We start from the raw sequence: 17,525 nt of genomic DNA, 5'->3' as shown, positions 1-17,525 counted from the left end.
GCGTCACGGGTTCGGCCGGGCCGCCTCGAACGCCGCCTTGACGTCGGACGCGTCCTTGCCGAGCGTCTTGGCGATGGCCGCGAACATCTCGTTCTCGCGTGCCTCGTGGTCGGCGCGGCCCGCGGCCATGGCCTTGTCGAGCGCGGCGCGGACGTCGGCCTCGCTCTTCGACAGGCCCTGCGCCAGCGCGCTCACGAGCGCGGTCGGGTCGGGTCGGCCGCCGCCGCGCGGGCCGGGGTCCGGCCGGTTGGCGTCGAGGATGCTCTGGACCTTCGAGGCCTCGACCCCGAGGGCGTCGGCGATGGCGGCGGCCATGTCGGCGCCGCGGTCCTGCGGAGCGCCGGTCGGTCGGGCGGCGTCGAGGGCGGACAGCAGCTGGGCCTCGGTGACGCCGAGCGTCTTGGCGATCGCGGCCAGATCGGCGAGGCCGCCGGGACCGTGTCCGCCCGGTCCGCCGTGATGGTCACCGTCGAACGTGTCGACCGACGTGACGTTGAAGTCCTTGTCGACCTTGACCTCGACCTCGGTGCCGTCGGCCTTGCGGATGTGAGCCTCGTAGACGCCGTCGCCGTCGGTCTCGACCCGCAGCACGGTGCCGTCGACCTTGGCGAGGGCGGCGGCCTCGACCTTGTCCTTCGTGGCGCCGGTCAGCGGGGTCTCGCCGGCGCCGGCGCCGGCGCCGGGGCCGACGGCGGACGGCTGGGTCGTCGTCGTGCCGGACGACGAGCTCTTGTCGGCCGCGACGGCGACGGCGGCGGTGCCGCCCACGGCGGCGGCGGCGGTGGCGGCGGCGATGGTCAGGTGCTTGCGGGACAGACTGCGCATGCGGGGGGACCTCTCCGGTGGGGTGACGTTCATCGCGTCCACCATCGGCGCAGCGGCTGAGGTTCACGTGGCGGAAGGCTGAGAAGGTCCTGAGACCGGCTTCTCGGCGCGGCGCGGGAGGACCGCCCGCAGCGCCCGCCGGATGCGCCCGGGCCGCGCGGGCTCCGTCCTGGCGCGAGCCTGGAGGTCGAAGTAGACGAGCGTCGTCCCGAGGGCGGCGTACGGCAGCAGGAGCGCGAAGATCGCCGCTCCGACGACGTCGATCCAGACCAGCGGCAGCGCGGTGAAGATCAGCGCGAACGACACGACCGGCCCGGCGACGAGGCCGAGCACGTAGAAGAAGACGATCGGTCGCGCGGCGTGTCGCCAGCGGCCGCGCACGAGGGCCGAGCTCGAGCGGAAGGCATCCCGGATCCGGCGGTCCTCGAACAGGATCTCCTGCTGGACGAACGCCCAGCCGACCACCTTCCAGATCGCGAACGGGATCCCGACGACCGTGAGCAGGAGGACGGCCAGGGCGACGCTGTAGAGCAGGTGCGCCGCCACGAGCCGCCAGAAGCGGCCGAGCATCGTTCGCCACGACCCCACAACGCCGGCGCGGCCGGTCCGCTCGAGCGCGAGCAGCATCCCGACCACGACGCCGCTGACGATCGCCGCCGCCACGGGCCGGGAGAGCGTGTCGACGAGGTCCTGGATCGTGGTGGCGGCGGTGCTGCCACCCGTGAGCGTCGCGATCGCGTACTGCAGGCCGCCCACGATGGCGAGCGGGACGACCGTGCTCGACAGCATGAGCGCCCAGTGGCCGCGGTAGAGCCGCGCGGCCGTCCGCAGGACCTGGCCGAACGCGCGGCGCGTGCGCAGGTGCTCCACGTCGACGGGCCGCCAGCGCGTCACGAGCACGAAGCACGCGATCAGGATCGCGAGCAGGGCCAGGACGCCGATCGCGACCGTGCGCCCGGTCGTCGGCAGGTTCATGATCGACGTGACGAAGGCCACCGTCCCGCAGAACGCGCTCGTGACCTGCGGCCCGAAGATCGCACCGCCCGGGAGGCGGGCGCTCGTCGACCGCTGCTGCTCCATCCACGACATCGGCTGCGACCACTGCGTCTTCGTGATCGGGCCGGTCGGCCCGTTGTTGAACCCGGTCTCGCGCTGTCCCCAGTGGCCCTCGTAGCTGAGCCAGGCGAACGGGCCGCGGTCGCTCACGTCGTCGGGCAGCAGCACCGGCCGGGGGCGCAGCTCGCGCAGCGGCTCGGCGGTGTTGTCGCAGCCGAGGCCCGACCCGTGCTCGCCGTTCTCGACGTACACCGCGGAGCTGTAGAACGTGGCGTGCGACCCGGCGGCCGCGTAGACGATCGGGTGCGTTCCGTCCTTCTCGACCTTCGACGCGTCCCACGCCGCCCGCTCGCCGCCGGCGTGCTGGAACACGATCACCTCGCTCGGCTCCTGCCGCAACGCCGTCGCGGGGCCGTCCGCCCCGTCGAAGACGATCTGCATGCCCTCCCAGTCGCCCTCGTGCAGGTCGTTGAACTGGTTGAAGTACCAGAAGAACCAGTACTGCACAGCGAGGCCGGGCCGGCCGGCCTCGCGGGCGATGTGGGCATACGTGACCACCGGCGCCTTGCCGTCGCGCAGCAGTTGTTTGAAGTCGCGCGCGTAGACGCAGGTGTCGCCCCGAGGGTTGCCGCGGAGGTCGAGGTAGTGGTCGTCGCCCTTGCCGGCGATCTGCGCGCGCGTCGGCGCCGTGCCGAGGTCTTCCAGCCGCCTGCCGCTGCCCTTGCGGCGCAGGGTCACGGTCGGGTTGCCGAGGACCGTGTCGACGGTCGTGGGTTGGTACTGCTCCTCGGCCGTGTCGCAGGGCGGGTCGTTCTGCTCCCGGACCATCACGACCGGCGAGTACCGGTCGACGAGACGCTGGGCCGCGCCGTCGGCCTGCGCGTGCGCACCCGGTGCGGACGCCAGCAACGCCGTCGCGCCCACGAGCGTTCCGGCCATGCTCTTCCCGAGCCGCGCGAGCATCGTGCGGGCGCACCCTAACGGGACCCCGGGCGCCTTGCCGATGATGTGCCGCGACATCGCCGAGAGGGCTTCGGGCGCCCATGCCGTAGAACTACTCCGGCATGCCCACGTCCGAAGCCATGGTCGACGCCGGCGAGCGTGAGGTCCGCGTCTCCAGCGCCGACCGGGTGATCTTCCCCGCGACCGAGCACACGGCGGAGGTCACCAAGCTCGACGTCGTCCGCTACTACCTCTCGGTTGCCGACGGCATCATGCGGGCTCTGCGCTGCCGCCCGACGACGCTCGAGCGCTGGCCGAAGGGCGTGCACCCCGGGATCGTGCTGTCGACGCGCGAGCGGGGCGGCGGGGACGCGTTCTTTCAGAAGCGCATCCCGAAGGGTGCCCCAGACTACGTCGAGACCGCGCGCATCGCGTTCCCCTCCGGGCGCCACGCCGACGAGATCTGCCCGACCGAGATCGCCGTCGTCGCCTGGGCGGCGCAGATGGGCACGATCACCTTCCACCCGTGGCCGGTGCGCCGCGAGGACGTCGACCATCCCGACGAGCTGCGCATCGACCTCGACCCGCAGCCCGGCACCGACTTCGACGACGCCGTGCGCGTGGCGGCGACGGCGCGCAAGCTGCTCGACGACCTCGGCTACGTCGGCTTTCCGAAGACCTCCGGCGGCCGCGGCGTGCACATCTACGTGCGCATCGAGCCGCGCTGGACGTTCACCGACGTCCGCCACGCCGCAATCGCGTTCGGCCGCGAGCTCGAACGGCGGCTGCCAGGCGAGGTCACGACGAAGTGGTGGAAGGAGGAGCGCGGCAAGCGCATCTTCGTCGACTACAACCAGAACGCGCGCGACCGCACGATCGCCTCCGCCTACAGCATCCGCCCCAAGCCCGGCGCGCCGGTGTCCGCCCCGGTCACCTGGGACGAGCTGCCGCACGTCGCGCCGGAGGACTTCACCGTGGCGACGATGCCGGCGCGCTTCGAGGAGGTCGGCGACCGGCACGCGGCCATCGACGACATCGCGCACTCGCTCGAGCCGCTGCTGGAGATGTACGAGCGCGACGAGGCGGGCGACATGCCGTATCCGCCCGACTACCCGAAGATGCCGGGCGAGCCCAAGCGCGTCCAGCCGTCGCGCGACCGCGACCGCCCGAAGTAGGCCGCCGGCTACGGCGCCTGCGGCAGCTTCTTCGCGCCGCGGCGCGCGGCGGGCGCCGACGGTGGCGGCACGACCGGCCCGATGTCGCCGTCCGGCGCATCGTCGAGGTCGACGATCACCGGCGCGTGGTCGCTCGGCCCCTTGCCCTTGCGCGCCTGGCGGTCGACCCACGCCGCGGCGACGCGCGCGGCCACCGCGTCGCCGGTCAGGACCAGGTCGATCCGCATGCCGAGGTCCTGGTGGAACATGCCCGCGCGGTAGTCCCAGTACGTGAAGACGCGCTTGTCCGGCCAGCGGTCGCGCACCACGTCGTGCAAGCCGACCGACTGCAGCGCGGCCAGCGCCTCGCGCTCGGGTGCCGTGACGTGCGTCTGGCCGACGTAGGCCTCGGGATCGAACACGTCCTCGTCGGCGGGCGCGATGTTGACGTCGCCGAGCACCACCGTCGAGGTGGGGTCCCCGGCGGCGACCATGTCGCGCAGTGCGGCGAGCCAGGCGAGCTTGTAGCGGTAGTGGTCGGAGTCCGGCGTGCGCCCGTTGGGGACGTAGACGGAGACGAACCGCAGGCCGCCGCAGGTGGCCGACACCGCGCGGGCCTCCGGGTGCGGGAAGCCGGGGCCGCCGGGCAGCCCGACGGCGACGTCGTCGAGCCCGGCGCGCGAGAGGATCGCCACGCCGTTCCAGGTCGCCTCCCCGTGCGCGGCGACCTCGTATCCGCGGGCGCCGAGCTCCTCGGCGAGCAGCTGCGCGAACGCGTCGTCGGCGAGCTTGGTCTCCTGCAGGCAGACGACGTCGGGACGACGCTCGTCCAGCCACGGCAGCAGGCGCGGCAGCCGCTGCTTGACCGAGTTGACGTTCCAGGTCGCGATGCGCACGCGGCCCTTACCGTACGCGACTGTTGCGAGAACCGAGCCCGCGACCGTCGGAAGGGCGCTTGCGATCACGGGACGCCGGGAACGAGGGCACCCATACCGACGAAAGGACGGCGATGGCCGAGGCGACGACGTACAAGATCGTGGAGGTCGCGGGGACCTCGACGGAGAGCATCGCGGAGGCGATGCGGTCCGGGGTCAAGCGAGCGGGGGAGACCCTGCGCAACCTCGACTGGGTCGAGGTCAACAGCATCCGCGGCCACGTCGAGGGCAACGAGATCGCCCACTTCCAGGTCGAGATGAAGATCGGGTTCCGGCTCGAGTAGCCGGCCGGGGCCTACGCGCGCCGGCCGGGAAACCCCGCAAGCCGGCGCGCGATCTCGCCCACGTCGTCGAGCTCACCGGCCGCCACGGACATGACGAGCGCGAACGCGTCGTCGTCGGGCGGGTCCAGGTCGACGCCGTTCTTCGCGCAGAAGACCCACGTGGCCAGCCAGGCGAGCCGCTTGTTGCCGTCGACGAGCGGGTGGTTGCGCGCCAGTGAGTGCAGCAGCGCCGCCGCCTTCGTCATGAGATCCGGGTAGGCGTCCCGTCCGAACACGCTGGCCTGCGGCCGGTGGATCGCCGCGTCGAGCAGCCCGATGTCCCGGATCTCGACAGGACCGCCGACGGCGCGGCGGGCGATGCGCAGAGCCTGTTCGGTCGTGAGGTGCCGCGTCACTCGCCGAGGCGGCGCAGGAGGTCCGCGTAGCGCTCGGCACCGTCGGCGGCGAACCGGTCGGTGAGCTCGTCGTCCTCCTTGCGCAGCAGGTAGCCGTCCAGGGCGTCCAGCGCGACCTGCTGCATGCTGCGGCCTTCCTTCGCGGCTCTCGCGCGCAACGCCTCGGTCTGCTCCTCGCTCAGCCGCAAGGTCATGGCCATGGCGACATGATACCGCCGTGATACCAACGTCGCGGGCGGCGGCGCGTTCGCCACCACCGCCCGCGCCAAGGTCAGCCGAACGTCACGACGCGGACGGGCAGGTCCGTGAGCGTCGGGAACGCGCCGCCGGTGAAGTTGCAGACCGCCGCCGCGACGTGGCCCGCGCTCAGGACGCCCGTGGCGTAGATGATGACGCCCGCAGGCAGCGCCGCCTTGGCGGTGAACAGCGGTACCTCACCCACTGCCGCGCCGCCGACGTTCAGCGTGATGTTCGCGCAGCGGCCGTTCGCGACGCCGGACAGGCTGACGCTGCCGTTCGCGTCCGCGCCCTTGACGTCGGCGGTGGTCAGCGTGTTGTTGGCGACCTTGGCGCCGTTGATGGCGTTGTTGGCGAGGTCGGCGGTGGCGACCGCGCCGTCGGCGATCTCCGAGGTCCCGACCGAGTTGGCGGCGAGGTCGGCGCTGCCGAGCGAGTTGTCGACGATCTCGCCGCTGTCGATCGAGTTGTCGGCGATCTCGGTCGCGTTGACGCCGTTGGTGGCGATCTGGTCGGTGCCGATCGAGTCGGGCGCGATCTCGCCGGGTCCCACGGCGTTGGGGGCGATGTCGGCGCCGGTGAGGGTGTCGTCGAGGACCTTGTCGGTGGTGACGGCGCCGTCGGCGAGGTCGCCCTGGGCGATCGAGTTGTTGATGATGCGTGCGGCGTTGACGGAGTTGAGCCCGAGCTGCTGGCTGGTCACCGCGCCGATCGCGATGTCCTCCGTCTTGACCTCCCCGTCGACGATGTCGGTCGAGAACACCGTGTTGGCGGCGAACGCGCCGCCCGTGCTGACCGCCACGAACAGGGCGAGGAACGAGCACACGTTCGCGAAGGTGAGCGAACGCTTGAGCCGGTCTGCCATGACGCCTCCCTAGCGCTGGAATCCGTGGAGGCGACCGTAACCGATGCTCGCGCTCGCGCGCTGATCAGCGTCCCGTGCGCACGCTGTAGACCGGCGGCAGGTGCGCGGCCGCCGTGGACCACGTCGCGCCGGCATCGCCCGAGCCGAACACGTCGCCCGAGGTCGCACCGAAGTACAGCTCGAGCGTCTCGCCGTCGCCCGCGCGGTCGAATGCCTGGCGCAGCACGGTCAGGTAGGCGTCCTTCGCGGGCAGGCCGTCGCCGCGCGGCGTCCACGACGCGCCGCCGTCGCGTGTCTCGTACACGCGCACGCGGCCGTCGGGCGTCACGCGGTCAATGTCCGCGCTGAGGGGGATCACGTAGGCGCTGTCCGGATCGGCCGGGTCGAGCGCCATCGGGAAGCCGAAGTCCGACGGCAGCCCGGCGCCGATGTCCGTCCAGCTGCGCCCGGCGTCGTCGGAGCGGTACACGCCTCCGTGGAACTGCATGAACAGCCGCTCGGGCCGCCTCGGCGCCCGATGCAGGTTGTGGACGCACAGGTCCATGGTCTCTTCGGGCCCGTCCTCGGGCATGTAACGCGGCACCAGGCCCGCGTTGCCGTGTTCCCACGTTCTGCCGCCGTCCGCGGTCAGCCACACGCCGACCGCCGACATCGCCAGCGCGAGCCGATCGGGGTCTCCCGGCCACGGGACGATGGAATGCAGGCACAGCCCGCCGCCGCCCGGCTGCCACGAGCCGCGCGTCGGGTGCTCCCAGAGGCTGCGCTGCAGCTCCCACGTCAGGCCGCCGTCGGCGCTGACGAACAGCACGCCCGGGTCGCCGCCCGCGTACAGCAGGCCGTCGGCCTCGCCGGCCACGATCGTCCATATGCGCTGCAGCGCCTCGTCGCCGCCCGCCGGCAGCGCGACGCCCTCGCACTGCTGCCACTCGTCCGCCGCATCGTCGGCGTGCCACAGCTTGGGCCCGTAGAACGGCGACGTCACCGAAGCCAGCAGCCGCCCGCTGCGCGGGTCGCGCATGGCGTACTCGACCGGCTCGCCGGCGAACGCGCGCGCGGCGACCCCGAACGGTCCGCCCGGCTCGCCCTCCAGGACGAACAGCCCCTTCTTCGTGCCCACCAGCAGCTCGGTCACCTTCAGTCCCCTCCGGAGATGGATTGGAGGACGTCGACCCGGTCGCCGTCCGCGACCGGGGTGTCCTCCTCGGCGTAGTCGCCCGCGACGAACACGTTGAGGTGGCGGCGGACGTGACCGCGCTCGTCGAGGATCCAGCCCGCCACCGCCGGCCGGGCCCGTTCGAGCGCGCCCAGCAGGTCGACGACCGTCGCACCGTCGAGGCGGTGCTCGCCGCCGCCGGCGAGCTTGCGCAGCGGACCGTGCAGGCGGACCACGGGCACCGCGGTCAGCCCGCCTCCACCGGCTCGGGCTCGGGTTCGGCGACGTGCACGGTCGCCTCCTGCGGCCGGGCGGGCTCCAGCACGGCCAGCGCGACGGCGATCGCCGCGACCACGAGGGCGCACGCCACGACGAACGCGAGCCGGTAGCCGCCGGTCAGCGCGGCCGCCGTCGTGTCGCCGCGGTGCAGCAGCGTCTCGGTGCGTGTCGAGGCGAGCGTGGCGAGCACCGCCAGCCCGAGGGCTCCGCCCACCTGCGCGGTCGTGTTGACCAGGCCCGAGGCCAGGCCCGCCTCGCTCGGCTGCACGCCGGACATCGCGAGGTTCATGAGCGCCGGGAAGGCCGCGCCCGCGCCGGCGCCGAGCAGGACCATCGTGGGCAGGACGTCGGTGAAGTAGTTGCCGTCGACCGGCACCTGGGTGAACAGGGCGAGCGCGACCGCGATCAGCACGAGGCCGCCGATCAGCGTGCTGCGGCCCCCGAAGCGCATGACCAGCCGCTCGGAGTACCGCACCGACAGCGTGCCCATCACGAGCGTCACCGGCAGGAACGCCACGCCGGTCTGCAGCGGCTCGTAGCCGAGCACCTTCTGCAGGTACAGCGCGCCGAGGAAGAACAGCCCGAACATCCCGGCGACCGACAGGACCTGGATGAGGTTCGCGCCGGACACGTTGCGCGAGCGGAAGATGCGCAGCGGGACGAGCGGGTTGCGGGCCGTCGCCTCGCGGGCGACGAACGCGGCGATCAGCGCGAGCGCGATCGCGCCGAACAGCAGGGTGCGCCCGGCGCCCCAGCCGTCCTTCGCCGCCGGCTCGATGATCGTGTAGACCGCGAGCATCAGGCCGCCGGTGACCAGCAGAGCGCCCGGCACGTCGGCGCCCTGGTCGAGGCCGATGCCGCGGTCGTGCTCGAGCAGCCGCGTGGCCAGCACCGCGGTCACGACGCCGATCGGCAGGTTCACGAAGAAGATCCAGTGCCACGAGATCGCCTCGGTCAGCGCGCCGCCGACCAGCAGGCCGATCGAGCCGCCGGCCGACGCCACGAACGCGAACACCCCGATCGCCTTCGCCTGGTCCCGCGGCTGCGGGAACATCGTCACGATCATCCCGAGGATCACGGCGGACGTCATCGCGCCGCCCGCGCCCTGGACGAACCGCGCCGCGACGAGCATCCAGTCCGTCTGCGACAGGCCGCACACGAGCGACGCTAGCGTGAAGACGGCGAGGCCGGCGAGGAAGATCCCGCGCCGGGAGACGAGGTCGCCCAGGCGGCCGGCGACGAGCAGCAGGCCGCCGAAGGCGATCATGTAGGCGTTGACCACCCAGGCCAGGCCGGACTCGGTGAAGCCGAGATCGGCCTGGATCCTCGGCAGCGCGACGTTCACGACCGTCCCGTCGAGGACGATCATGAGCATGCCGGTGCACAGGACGACCAGCGCGACCCAGCGCCGGCGGTCGTCGTCTACGGCTGTCTGTGGGTTCGTGGGGACGGGTTGCATGAGCTTTCGGAGATGAGACTGCGGGGGAGGGCAGAACTCATCGCACCGGTTCGCGCATGCGTTCGTCAAGTCCGGTGGCGGGCTCCGGGCCGATCCGCAGGCCCGGAGCCGCCTGGCACCGGGTCGCCTACTGGGCCGGCTTGCGGCCCATGGCGAGGTCCGTCACGTCCTCGAACTTGGTGGTCAGCGGCACGACCTTGCCGTCCTTGATCGTGCTGTAGACCACGGTGCGGTTGAACAACCGCCTGAACGGCGGGTTCTCCGTCCACTCCTTGGTGAAGTCGATCGGGGGAACCATGCCCTTCAGGTCGAGGTTCGTCGTCTTCGCCGCCTGCGCGGCGAAGGTCTTGGCGTCGATGGCGTCCGGGGCCCCGGGGATCGCCTCGGCGATCTGCGTGAACCCGGTGTACGCGGCCCACGTGCCCATGCCGCCCAGGGAGTTGTAGTCCTGGCTCGGATCGGCGTTCGCCTCGTCCAGCGCCTTGCGGTAGTCGTCCCACGGAGGCAGCGACAGGTCCGGGTAGACCCCCGCGATGACGGAGCCCTCGACCGCCTCCGGCGGGATGCCCTTGATCGACACCGCGTTGAGGTTGCCCTGCGGGCCGTACATCCGCGCCTTCGCGCCCGACGACGCGTACGCGCCGTTCCACGCGGTGTACTGCGTCTCGGAGACGATCATGATGAGGCAGTCGGCGCCCCCGCTCGTCGCCTCGGCGACCTCCGGGCTGTAGTCCTTCGCCGTCGCCGGCAGGATCACCACCTTGCCGAACTTCTTGCCGTAGGCCTTCATCGCGTTGTCCATCAGCGGCTGGAAGCCCTGCGCGCCGTCGATGACCACCGCGTTGATCTTCTGGCAGCCGTCCTCGTTCGCGCGCTTGACGAGCCCGACCGCGTACAGCGGCAGGTTGCCGATGTTGAAGGAGTCCTCCGACGTCCACTCGGGCGCGGTGATCGGGCAGCAGGCGCCGAAGTAGGCGATCCCGGCCTTCTCGAGCGCGGGCATGTAGTTCGTGCCGAGGAAGCTGAACGAGCCGACGACGGCGGTCACGCCCTCGGAGACCGCCGTGCGCCCGCACGCCGCGGCGTCGGTCGGCTTGCCGTGCTCGTCGCAGACGATGACCTGCAGCGGGCGGCCGGCGATGCCGCCGCGCGCGTTGATCCACTTCTCGTACGCCTTCGCGGTGATTCCGATGTTCGGGAACGCGGCGCCCTGGGTGTCGATCGACGTGATCGTCAGCGTCTTGACCGGCGCGCCGCTGAGCTTCGGCGCGGTCGTCGAACTGCCCGTGGACGCGGTCGTCGACGCGCTCGTCGCGGCCGACGTCGTCGACGAGTCACCGCCGCTGCCGCCGCACGCCGCGAGCGCGAGCGCGCACAGGATCAGGGCAAGGGGCAACAGCCCGCTTGCGCGGTATCGCTTCATAGAGTGTCCTCTCCTTGATGGGCACCGGGCCGGGACCGGCGCGAGTGCCGCTAGCCCGCGCGGCCGGCGTTGCCGGCGCCGGCGCCCGCGAGCACCGGCTCCGGCACGTCCGCGAGGTAGTCCTTGACGACCCGGCCCTGCGGGAGCGTCCAGTCGAACGTGCCGTAGAAGCCGCCGAGCATCTTCGTCGGCGCGAAGTCGTCGGTCGGGTCCATCTCCGAGCGCGAGTCCATCGTCACGCTGGAGCGCCCCGCCCACAGGTCGAGGCTGCCGTCGGCCGCCGTGTGGCAGGTCATCGACACCTCGGTCGCGACGAGCTCGCACACGCTCGGCGGGTTGCCCGCCTCGCTGGCCGGGATGTGGCGCAGGGTGAGCATCGGCAGGCCGCCGATCTCCTCCAGGCGCGCCGGGCGGTCCGGGCTCATCGTCACCGTCATGATCCGCTTGCCGGTCGGGCGCTCGGTGGTGAACATGAACTGCTCGCGGAAGCCCGGCCCGCCCTCGCCGCCGAACTGGAAGCTGAGGTCGGCGAACTTCTTCGGCCAGCCCCAGATCTCACGGCCGGCCGCCATCGGCGCCTCGGCGTCGACGTAGATCAGCGGGCAGTAGTTGTAGCTCTCGCCCTCGAACTGCACGCGCACCAGGAGGATCGCCTCGTTGTAGGTGCCGAACGTCGTAAACGGGTAGTGGCAGACCCACGCGATGCAGCGCACGGGGTCCTCGAGCGGCGTGACGCCGGGCGGCAGATGCGGCTGGATGCGCTCGGCGTCGGCCTCGTAGACGCCGAGGATGACCTTCGCCCCCCGGTACAGGTACGGCGGGTCCGGATACAGCGGTGCGGTCACCGGCTGGCTGAAGCCGGTCGAGAAGACGTCCACGTGACCCTTCCTCCCTCAAGACGGTTTGTCGTACGGCGATGGTCACCGACCGTGGGCGCCGGGGCATCGGCGGCGGCCCACAAACTGGAGGGGCGGCGGTTGTGCTGCGGCTCCAGCGGGCGGGCGCGCGTCAGCCGGCCAGGCCCGCGTGGATCCGCAGCGCGAGCTCGAGCAGGAAGCGGCTGTTGACCTCGTGCAGGTCGACGCCGGAGATGTCCTGGATCTTCGCCAGCCGGTAGCGCAGCGTGTTGACGTGCACGTGCAGCTCCTGGGCGGTGCGCTCGAAGTGGCGGTCGTTGGCCAGGAACGCCGAGAGCGTCTTGACGTACTCCGACTGCGCCTTCTCGTCGGCTTCCAGCAGCGGGCCGAGCATGCTGCTCACGACCGACTGCAGCGTCTCGCGGGTCTCCTCATGCGCGAGGATCGCGTAGAGGCCGAGGTCGGAGGGGCCGAGCACGGCGCCGGCGTCCGGGCGCGCGGCGGCGAGCGCGCGGCCCGTCGACGCCTCGGCGTAGGAGGCGGAGCAGTCGCGCAGCCGCGACGAGACGCGCCCGAGTCCCGCGGCCAGCCCGCCGGCCGTGCCGCGCGCCGTCTCGCGCAGCAGCCCGCGGACCTCGTCGACCACCGCCGCCGGGCCGGTGCCGGCGACCGGCGCGATGACGACCACCTCGTCGGGGCGGTGGCAGACGAGCGCCCCTGGGAACCGCGTCGCGGCCGCGGCCGCGACGGCGCGCCGCGCCCGCTCGTCCAGCGACGGCGGCGGACCCTCCGCCGACGTGCCGCGCCCGCCGTGGGCACCGAGCGAGATGACGATCGCCGGCACGGACGGGTCCATGCCGAGCAGGGCGGCGCGGCGGCCGAGCTCGTCGGCGTCGACCCCCGCGGTGCGGTCGAGCAGCTCGTCGAGGAACTCGCTGTTGAGCCGCAGCTCGGTCTCGAGGCCCGCGCGCTCGCGCAGCAGCTCGAGCGCGACCAGGCGCGCGGCGTCCTGGAGCAGCCCCGCGGCGGCAGGGCCGAACGGCTCCTCGCGCGTGACCTCGAGCTCGCCGAGCGCGAAGCCGCCGGCGACCAGCGGGCAGGCGAGCCGCTCCTCGCCGGTGACCGGCCCGGTCGCGTAGCGCTGGACGCCGTGCTGGTCGAGCAGCCGCACGGTCGCGGCCATCCGCACGGCGAGCAGGTCGAGCGCGGCGCCGGTGCGGTCCCCGGGCTCCTCGGCCTCGAGCGCGGCGTCGGCGACCGCGCGCAGGTCGTCGCGCGTCGCGCGCAGCTCCTCGACCTCCCCACGCAGCCCGTAGAGCTCGACGTCGACGGCCGCCCGCCGCTCGAGCTCGCTCATCGCGGTGCCGGCCGCGCGGCCGATCGCGGCGACCATGTCGACCTCGGCCGACTCGAACGAGCGCAGCTCGCGCTCGGCGACGTAGAGCACGCCGAAGATGCGGCTCCCGGCGATCACCGGTACGCACATCGACGAGCGCATGCCCTCGAGGTCGATGAGCGTCTTCATCTTCGAGACCCGGCGCGGGTCGCGCGCGTAGTCCCGTACGACGACGGGGCGCCCGTCGACCGCCACCCGCCCGCCGATCCCGGTTCCGAGCGGCAGGCGCCAGGCGGCCGCGAAGTCGCGGTTGCGGATGCCCTCGGCTCCTCCGACCACGAGGTTGTCGCCGTCGCGCAGCCCGCACCAGCTCACCTCGGTGGCGGTCGCCCAGCGCGCGATCTCCACGGCCGCCTGGGCGACCTCGGACCGCGACTGCGCGGTGGTCAGCGCCGGGAGCCGCAGCGCGAGCTCGACGGCGTTCGTCGCCGTCCGCCCGCGGTCAGGACCCGACGACAGCAGCACCGTCGAGGTCAGCGGGCCGGGAGGATGGCGGCGGCCGGGTGCCTCATCGCCCCACCTTGAACCGCCTGCGCAGGAGTGTCAACCAGCGGCCCTGCGGCCGTTGGGCCGTTGGGCCGTTGGGCCGGCGGTGCCGTGCCGGACGCGGGCGTCAGTGGTTGCGCAGAGCGTCTGCGAGCTGTCCCCTGTCCATCTTCGAGCGGCCGGTCGCGAACCCGGGATGGACGTCGTGGCCCTCGATGCCCACGTCCCTGGCCTTCTTCATGAGCTCGTCCTTCGTCCGGTCCCTGTACTTCGAGGCCTTGCCGCCCTTCTGCGACGGCTTGCCGCCGGCGGCCTTCGCGTTGGCGAGCCGCGCCGCCTTCTCCTTGCTCGCGCCCGACTTGCGCACGCCCTCGTAGGTCTTGTCGTCCTTCACGGACGGGCGGTGGCTCTTGGCGATGGCGCCTCCTCCGGTTGCCTGGTCGGTGCTTACCCGGACCACCTGTGCGCGTAGCACCGCCGGTTGAGGGGGAAGGAACCGCCCGTGGTGGACACCCGCGAGCAGTACGGCGGGCTCGCGAGCCTGTACCTGCCGATCGCGATCGCGATCTTCGTCCTCGTCGTCGTCGTGTTCGCGGTCTTCCTGTGGCGCTTCCGGCGCGAACGCGAACCCAGCCGAACGTCCGAGCACATGACGCTCGAGCTGGTCTGGGTCGGCATCGTGGCGGCGATCGTCGTGGTGCTGGTGATCGCGACGTTCCGCGTCGAGAGCCGGGTGGACGCCGTGGCCCCGCGCCCGGCGCTCGCCGTGCACGTGGAGGCCGCGAAGTGGAACTGGCGCTTCACGTACCCGGACGGGCGCACGCGCGAGGCCGAGCTCGTCGTCCCCGCCGGGCGCACGATCCGCTTCGACGCCGTCTCCCTCGACGTCCTGCACGACTTCTGGGTCCCCGACCTGCGCTTCCAGCGGCAGGTGTGGCCGGACCACACCGAGCGCTTCGACCTCGTCTTCCCGCACCCCGGCCGCTACCAGGGCGTCTGCGCGTGGTTCTGCGGCCTGCGCCACCAGAACATGCACTTCACGGTTCGCGCCGTCGACCAGGCGGCCTTCGACCGCTTCCTGGGGGGCATGCGGTGACAATCGCCGCCGCCCGCCCGCCGCGGCTGTCGATCGTGGAGATCGTCGGCTCGACCGACCACAAGCGGATCGCCCGGCGGATGATCTTCTCCGCGCTCGCGTTCTTCCTCGCCGGCGGCGTGATGGCGCTGCTGATGCGCACCGAGCTCGCCGAGCCCGGCCTGCAGGTCGTCTCGACGTCGGCCTACAACGCGCTGTTCACCATGCACGGGTCGACGATGATCTACCTGTTCATGACGCCGATCGCGCTCGCGCTCGGCGTCTACCTCGTGCCGCTGCAGGTGGGCGCGGGAAACATCGCCGCACCGCGCATCGTCCTGGCCGGGTTCGTCCTCTACATCGCCGGCGGGGTGGCGATGTACCTCGGCTTCCTGACGACGGGCGGGCCGGGGCGGGCGACGTGGATCGGCGTCGACCCCCTGTCGAACACGATCAACACCCCGGGCGTCGGCATGGACCTGTGGGTGATCGGCGTCGCGGTCGTCACCCTCGGCGAGCTGCTGATCGGCGCGTGCGTGCTCGCGACCGCCCTGCGCCGCCGCACGCCCGACATGACGCTCAAGCGGATGGCGGTCTTCACGTGGACGATGGTCGCGACCTGCCTGATGGTCTGCTTCGCGTTCCCGGTGCTCGTGGTCGCGATGGCGCTGCTGTGGGTCGAGCGCCAGTACGGCGGGGTGTTCAGCGCGAGCCCGGAGGGGCCGGTCGTCTACCAGCAGCTGTTCTGGTTCTACGGGCACCCCGTCGTCTACGTGATGTTCTTCCCGTTCCTCGGGGCGGTGGCGGAGGTGTTCGCCACGTTCTCGGGCCGCCGGTTCTTCGGCTACTCGCTGTTCATCTTCTCGATCCTCGCCTTCGCGGCGCTCTCGACGAGCGTGTGGGCGCATCACATGTTCACCACCGGCCGGGTGACGAACCGGTACTTCGCGCTCACGTCGACGCTCATCGCGATCCCCGCCGGCATCGAGTACTTCGACCTGCTCGGCACGCTCTGGCGGGGGCGCATCCGCGTCACCGTGCCGTTCCTGTTCGCGGCCGGGTTCTTCGTGCAGTTCCTCGTCGGCGGGCTGACCGGGATCTGGGTCGCGTCGCCGCCGCTGGACTATCACGCGAACAACTCGTACTTCCTCGTCGCGCACTTCCACTATACGCTGTTCGCCGGCAGCGCCTTCGGCCTGTTCGCGGCCCTCTACTTCTGGTGGCCGAAGTTCACCGGGGTGATGCTGCGCGACCGGCTCGGCCAGATCCACTTCTGGCTGCTCGTCGTCGGCACGAACGCGACCTTCTTCCCGATGTTCCTGCTGGGCCAGGACGGCATGACGCGGCGCATCGCCGACTATCCGAGCTCAGAGGGCTGGGGGGCGCTGAACCTCGTCTCCACGATCGGGGCGTTCGTCATCGCGCTCGCCGTCCTCGTGTTCGTGGTCAACGTCGTCGTGTCGACGCGGGCGCGGCGGCCCGCGGGGCCGGACCCGTGGGACGGCCAGACGCTCGAGTGGGCGACGACCTCGCCGCCGCCGCCGCACAACTTCGACGCGCTGCCGCCGGTGCGGTCCTACGCGCCGCTGCTGGACCTCAAGCACGAGGCGCCGTCGTGATCGTGCTCGCGGGGTGGGGCGCGCTGCTCATGGGGTTCGCCGCGCTGCAGTTGGCGTTCGGCCCGCACGTGATCGAGATCGCCCTGCTCGGCGGCGCCGGGCTCGCCTGCCTCGTCGTCGGGCTGCTCGGGTGGCGCGGGCGCCTGACCGGACCCCAGCCGGGCGAGCGCCGGCGCGTGGCGGTGCGCTCGATGGCCACGGTGCTGGCCGCGCTGGGCGTGGCGCTCATGGCGTTCGGGGCGGAGGCCGGGCCGTGGCTCGTCATGATCGGCGCCGGGGCGACGGCGATCGGGCTCGGCGGCGTGGCGCGCGAGTGGCGGGCGGAGCGGCGCTCATGATGGTCGCGGTGCCGGTCGTGCTGCTGGCCCTGTACGTCTGGGGCGTCGTCCGTGCGCGGCGGCCGTGGCCATGGCATCGCACGGCCGCGTTCGCGCTCGGCTGCGCGGTCCTGGCGGCCGCGCTGGCCGGGCCGATCGAGGCGCGCTCGGACGGCGACCTGCCGATGCACATGGTCCAGCACCTGCTGATCGCGACGGCCGCGCCGGCGCTGCTGGCGCTCGGCGCGCCGATCCGGCTGGCGCTCGCGGCACTGCCCGCGGAGGGGCGCCGGGCGCTCGGGCGCGCGCTGCACCTGCGCGCCGTGCGGGTGCTCGCCCATCCGGCCGTGGCGACGGGGCTCGCCGCCGCGGCGATGGTCGCGGTGCACCTGACCGGGCTGTTCGACGCGGCGGCGGGCTCGGGCGCGCTGCACGGGCTCGAGCACGCCCTGCTGTTCTGGACCGCGCTGGTGGCGTGGATGGCGGTGCTGGCCGTCGACCCGCTGCCGCATACGCCGGACGCGATCGGCGCGCTGGCCTGGGTGTCGGTGGGCATGGTCGCGATGACCGCCGTCGGCGCGGTGCTCGCCTCGGACGACGCGCCGCGCTACGCGCACTACCCGTCGCTCGCCGCCCAGCAGGACGCGGGCACCGTGATGTGGCTCGGCGGCGCGGCGCTGCTCGTCCCGGCGGCGTGCGCGGTGGCGATGTGGGCCCTGGCGCGCGAGGAGCGCCGCCAGCAGCGGCGGGAGGCGGTGCGGCGATGAG

19 protein-coding genes are annotated in these 17,525 nt (G+C 72.5%); 6 read left to right on the top strand and 13 right to left on the bottom strand.

Annotation, left to right across the window (positions count from 1 at the left end; genetic code table 11):
* Window positions 1–3: 3 nt before the first annotated feature.
* Complete coding sequence (locus tag DSM104329_RS24105; protein WP_259312406.1) at window positions 4–825, bottom strand: PepSY domain-containing protein; 822 nt, start codon at window positions 823–825, stop codon at window positions 4–6.
* Between the two features lie 63 nt (window positions 826–888).
* The gene (locus DSM104329_RS24100; protein ID WP_259312405.1) at window positions 889–2,901 is read right to left on the bottom strand and encodes a flippase-like domain-containing protein; all 2,013 of its coding nucleotides are present in this window, start codon (window positions 2,899–2,901) and stop codon (window positions 889–891) included.
* 44 nt (window positions 2,902–2,945) lie between these two features.
* Between DSM104329_RS24100 and ligD the strand changes: the two genes are divergently transcribed.
* Window positions 2,946–3,998, top strand: coding sequence for a non-homologous end-joining DNA ligase (gene ligD / locus DSM104329_RS24095; RefSeq protein WP_259312404.1), 1,053 nt, complete (start codon window positions 2,946–2,948; stop codon window positions 3,996–3,998).
* A gap of 8 nt (window positions 3,999–4,006) precedes the next feature.
* Here the strand turns inward: ligD and DSM104329_RS24090 are convergent, their stop codons facing one another.
* Window positions 4,007–4,873 (bottom strand): exodeoxyribonuclease III, encoded by an 867-nt coding sequence (locus DSM104329_RS24090; protein ID WP_259312403.1) that lies wholly within the window; start codon window positions 4,871–4,873, stop codon window positions 4,007–4,009.
* A 113-nt stretch (window positions 4,874–4,986) separates the two neighbouring features.
* On the opposite strand from DSM104329_RS24090, the gene DSM104329_RS24085 reads away from it, so the two are divergent.
* Complete coding sequence (locus DSM104329_RS24085; protein WP_259312402.1) at window positions 4,987–5,196, top strand: dodecin; 210 nt, start codon at window positions 4,987–4,989, stop codon at window positions 5,194–5,196.
* Window positions 5,197–5,207: 11 nt separating this feature from the next.
* Here DSM104329_RS24085 and DSM104329_RS24080 read toward each other — a convergent pair whose 3' ends face one another.
* The 10 genes from DSM104329_RS24080 to DSM104329_RS24035 form a co-directional block, all read right to left on the bottom strand.
* Window positions 5,208–5,591: a type II toxin-antitoxin system death-on-curing family toxin gene (locus DSM104329_RS24080; protein ID WP_259312401.1), complete on the bottom strand. Its 384-nt coding sequence runs from the start codon at window positions 5,589–5,591 to the stop codon at window positions 5,208–5,210.
* Complete coding sequence (locus DSM104329_RS24075; RefSeq protein ID WP_259312400.1) at window positions 5,588–5,791, bottom strand: FitA-like ribbon-helix-helix domain-containing protein; 204 nt, start codon at window positions 5,789–5,791, stop codon at window positions 5,588–5,590. Before DSM104329_RS24075 ends, DSM104329_RS24080 begins: the two co-directional genes overlap by 4 nt.
* Before the next feature lie 71 nt (window positions 5,792–5,862).
* Window positions 5,863–6,693, bottom strand: a complete 831-nt coding sequence (locus DSM104329_RS24070) for a hypothetical protein (RefSeq protein WP_259312399.1) — start codon at window positions 6,691–6,693, stop codon at window positions 5,863–5,865.
* 64 nt (window positions 6,694–6,757) lie between these two features.
* Window positions 6,758–7,825, bottom strand: a complete 1,068-nt coding sequence (locus tag DSM104329_RS24065) for a WD40/YVTN/BNR-like repeat-containing protein (protein ID WP_259312398.1) — start codon at window positions 7,823–7,825, stop codon at window positions 6,758–6,760.
* 2 nt (window positions 7,826–7,827) lie between these two features.
* Entirely contained in the window at window positions 7,828–8,088 is a 261-nt protein-coding gene (locus DSM104329_RS24060; RefSeq protein WP_259312397.1) for a MoaD/ThiS family protein, read from the bottom strand.
* Window positions 8,089–8,093: 5 nt separating this feature from the next.
* Window positions 8,094–9,584: an MFS transporter gene (locus DSM104329_RS24055; RefSeq protein WP_259312396.1), complete on the bottom strand. Its 1,491-nt coding sequence runs from the start codon at window positions 9,582–9,584 to the stop codon at window positions 8,094–8,096.
* Between the two features lie 127 nt (window positions 9,585–9,711).
* Window positions 9,712–11,007: an ABC transporter substrate-binding protein gene (locus tag DSM104329_RS24050; RefSeq protein ID WP_259312395.1), complete on the bottom strand. Its 1,296-nt coding sequence runs from the start codon at window positions 11,005–11,007 to the stop codon at window positions 9,712–9,714.
* Window positions 11,008–11,057: 50 nt separating this feature from the next.
* Window positions 11,058–11,885 (bottom strand): acetoacetate decarboxylase family protein, encoded by an 828-nt coding sequence (locus DSM104329_RS24045; RefSeq protein ID WP_259312394.1) that lies wholly within the window; start codon window positions 11,883–11,885, stop codon window positions 11,058–11,060.
* A 130-nt stretch (window positions 11,886–12,015) separates the two neighbouring features.
* Window positions 12,016–13,725: a helix-turn-helix domain-containing protein gene (locus DSM104329_RS24040; protein ID WP_259312393.1), complete on the bottom strand. Its 1,710-nt coding sequence runs from the start codon at window positions 13,723–13,725 to the stop codon at window positions 12,016–12,018.
* Between the two features lie 148 nt (window positions 13,726–13,873).
* On the bottom strand, window positions 13,874–14,140 hold the full coding sequence (locus DSM104329_RS24035) for a DUF7218 family protein (protein WP_259312392.1): 267 nt from the start codon (window positions 14,138–14,140) through the stop codon (window positions 13,874–13,876).
* Window positions 14,141–14,248: 108 nt separating this feature from the next.
* Between DSM104329_RS24035 and DSM104329_RS24030 the strand changes: the two genes are divergently transcribed.
* From DSM104329_RS24030 to DSM104329_RS24015, 4 genes are read left to right on the top strand one after another with little or no spacing between them, the layout of a single operon-like run.
* Window positions 14,249–14,842, top strand: a complete 594-nt coding sequence (locus DSM104329_RS24030) for a cytochrome c oxidase subunit II (protein WP_259312391.1) — start codon at window positions 14,249–14,251, stop codon at window positions 14,840–14,842.
* Window positions 14,839–16,440 (top strand): cytochrome c oxidase subunit I, encoded by a 1,602-nt coding sequence (locus DSM104329_RS24025; RefSeq protein WP_259312390.1) that lies wholly within the window; start codon window positions 14,839–14,841, stop codon window positions 16,438–16,440. Before DSM104329_RS24030 ends, DSM104329_RS24025 begins: the two co-directional genes overlap by 4 nt.
* Window positions 16,437–16,778 (top strand): hypothetical protein, encoded by a 342-nt coding sequence (locus DSM104329_RS24020; RefSeq protein ID WP_259312389.1) that lies wholly within the window; start codon window positions 16,437–16,439, stop codon window positions 16,776–16,778. Before DSM104329_RS24025 ends, DSM104329_RS24020 begins: the two co-directional genes overlap by 4 nt.
* Window positions 16,775–17,524 (top strand): cytochrome c oxidase assembly protein, encoded by a 750-nt coding sequence (locus DSM104329_RS24015; protein WP_259312388.1) that lies wholly within the window; start codon window positions 16,775–16,777, stop codon window positions 17,522–17,524. Before DSM104329_RS24020 ends, DSM104329_RS24015 begins: the two co-directional genes overlap by 4 nt.
* Window position 17,525: the final 1 nt, after the last annotated feature.

The sequence above is a fragment of the Capillimicrobium parvum genome (assembly GCF_021172045.1).
Classification (GTDB): Bacteria; Actinomycetota; Thermoleophilia; order Solirubrobacterales; family Solirubrobacteraceae; genus Capillimicrobium; species Capillimicrobium parvum.
Note: the sequence above shows the minus strand (reverse complement) of the source record. Positions and strands in the feature narration are given on the sequence as shown.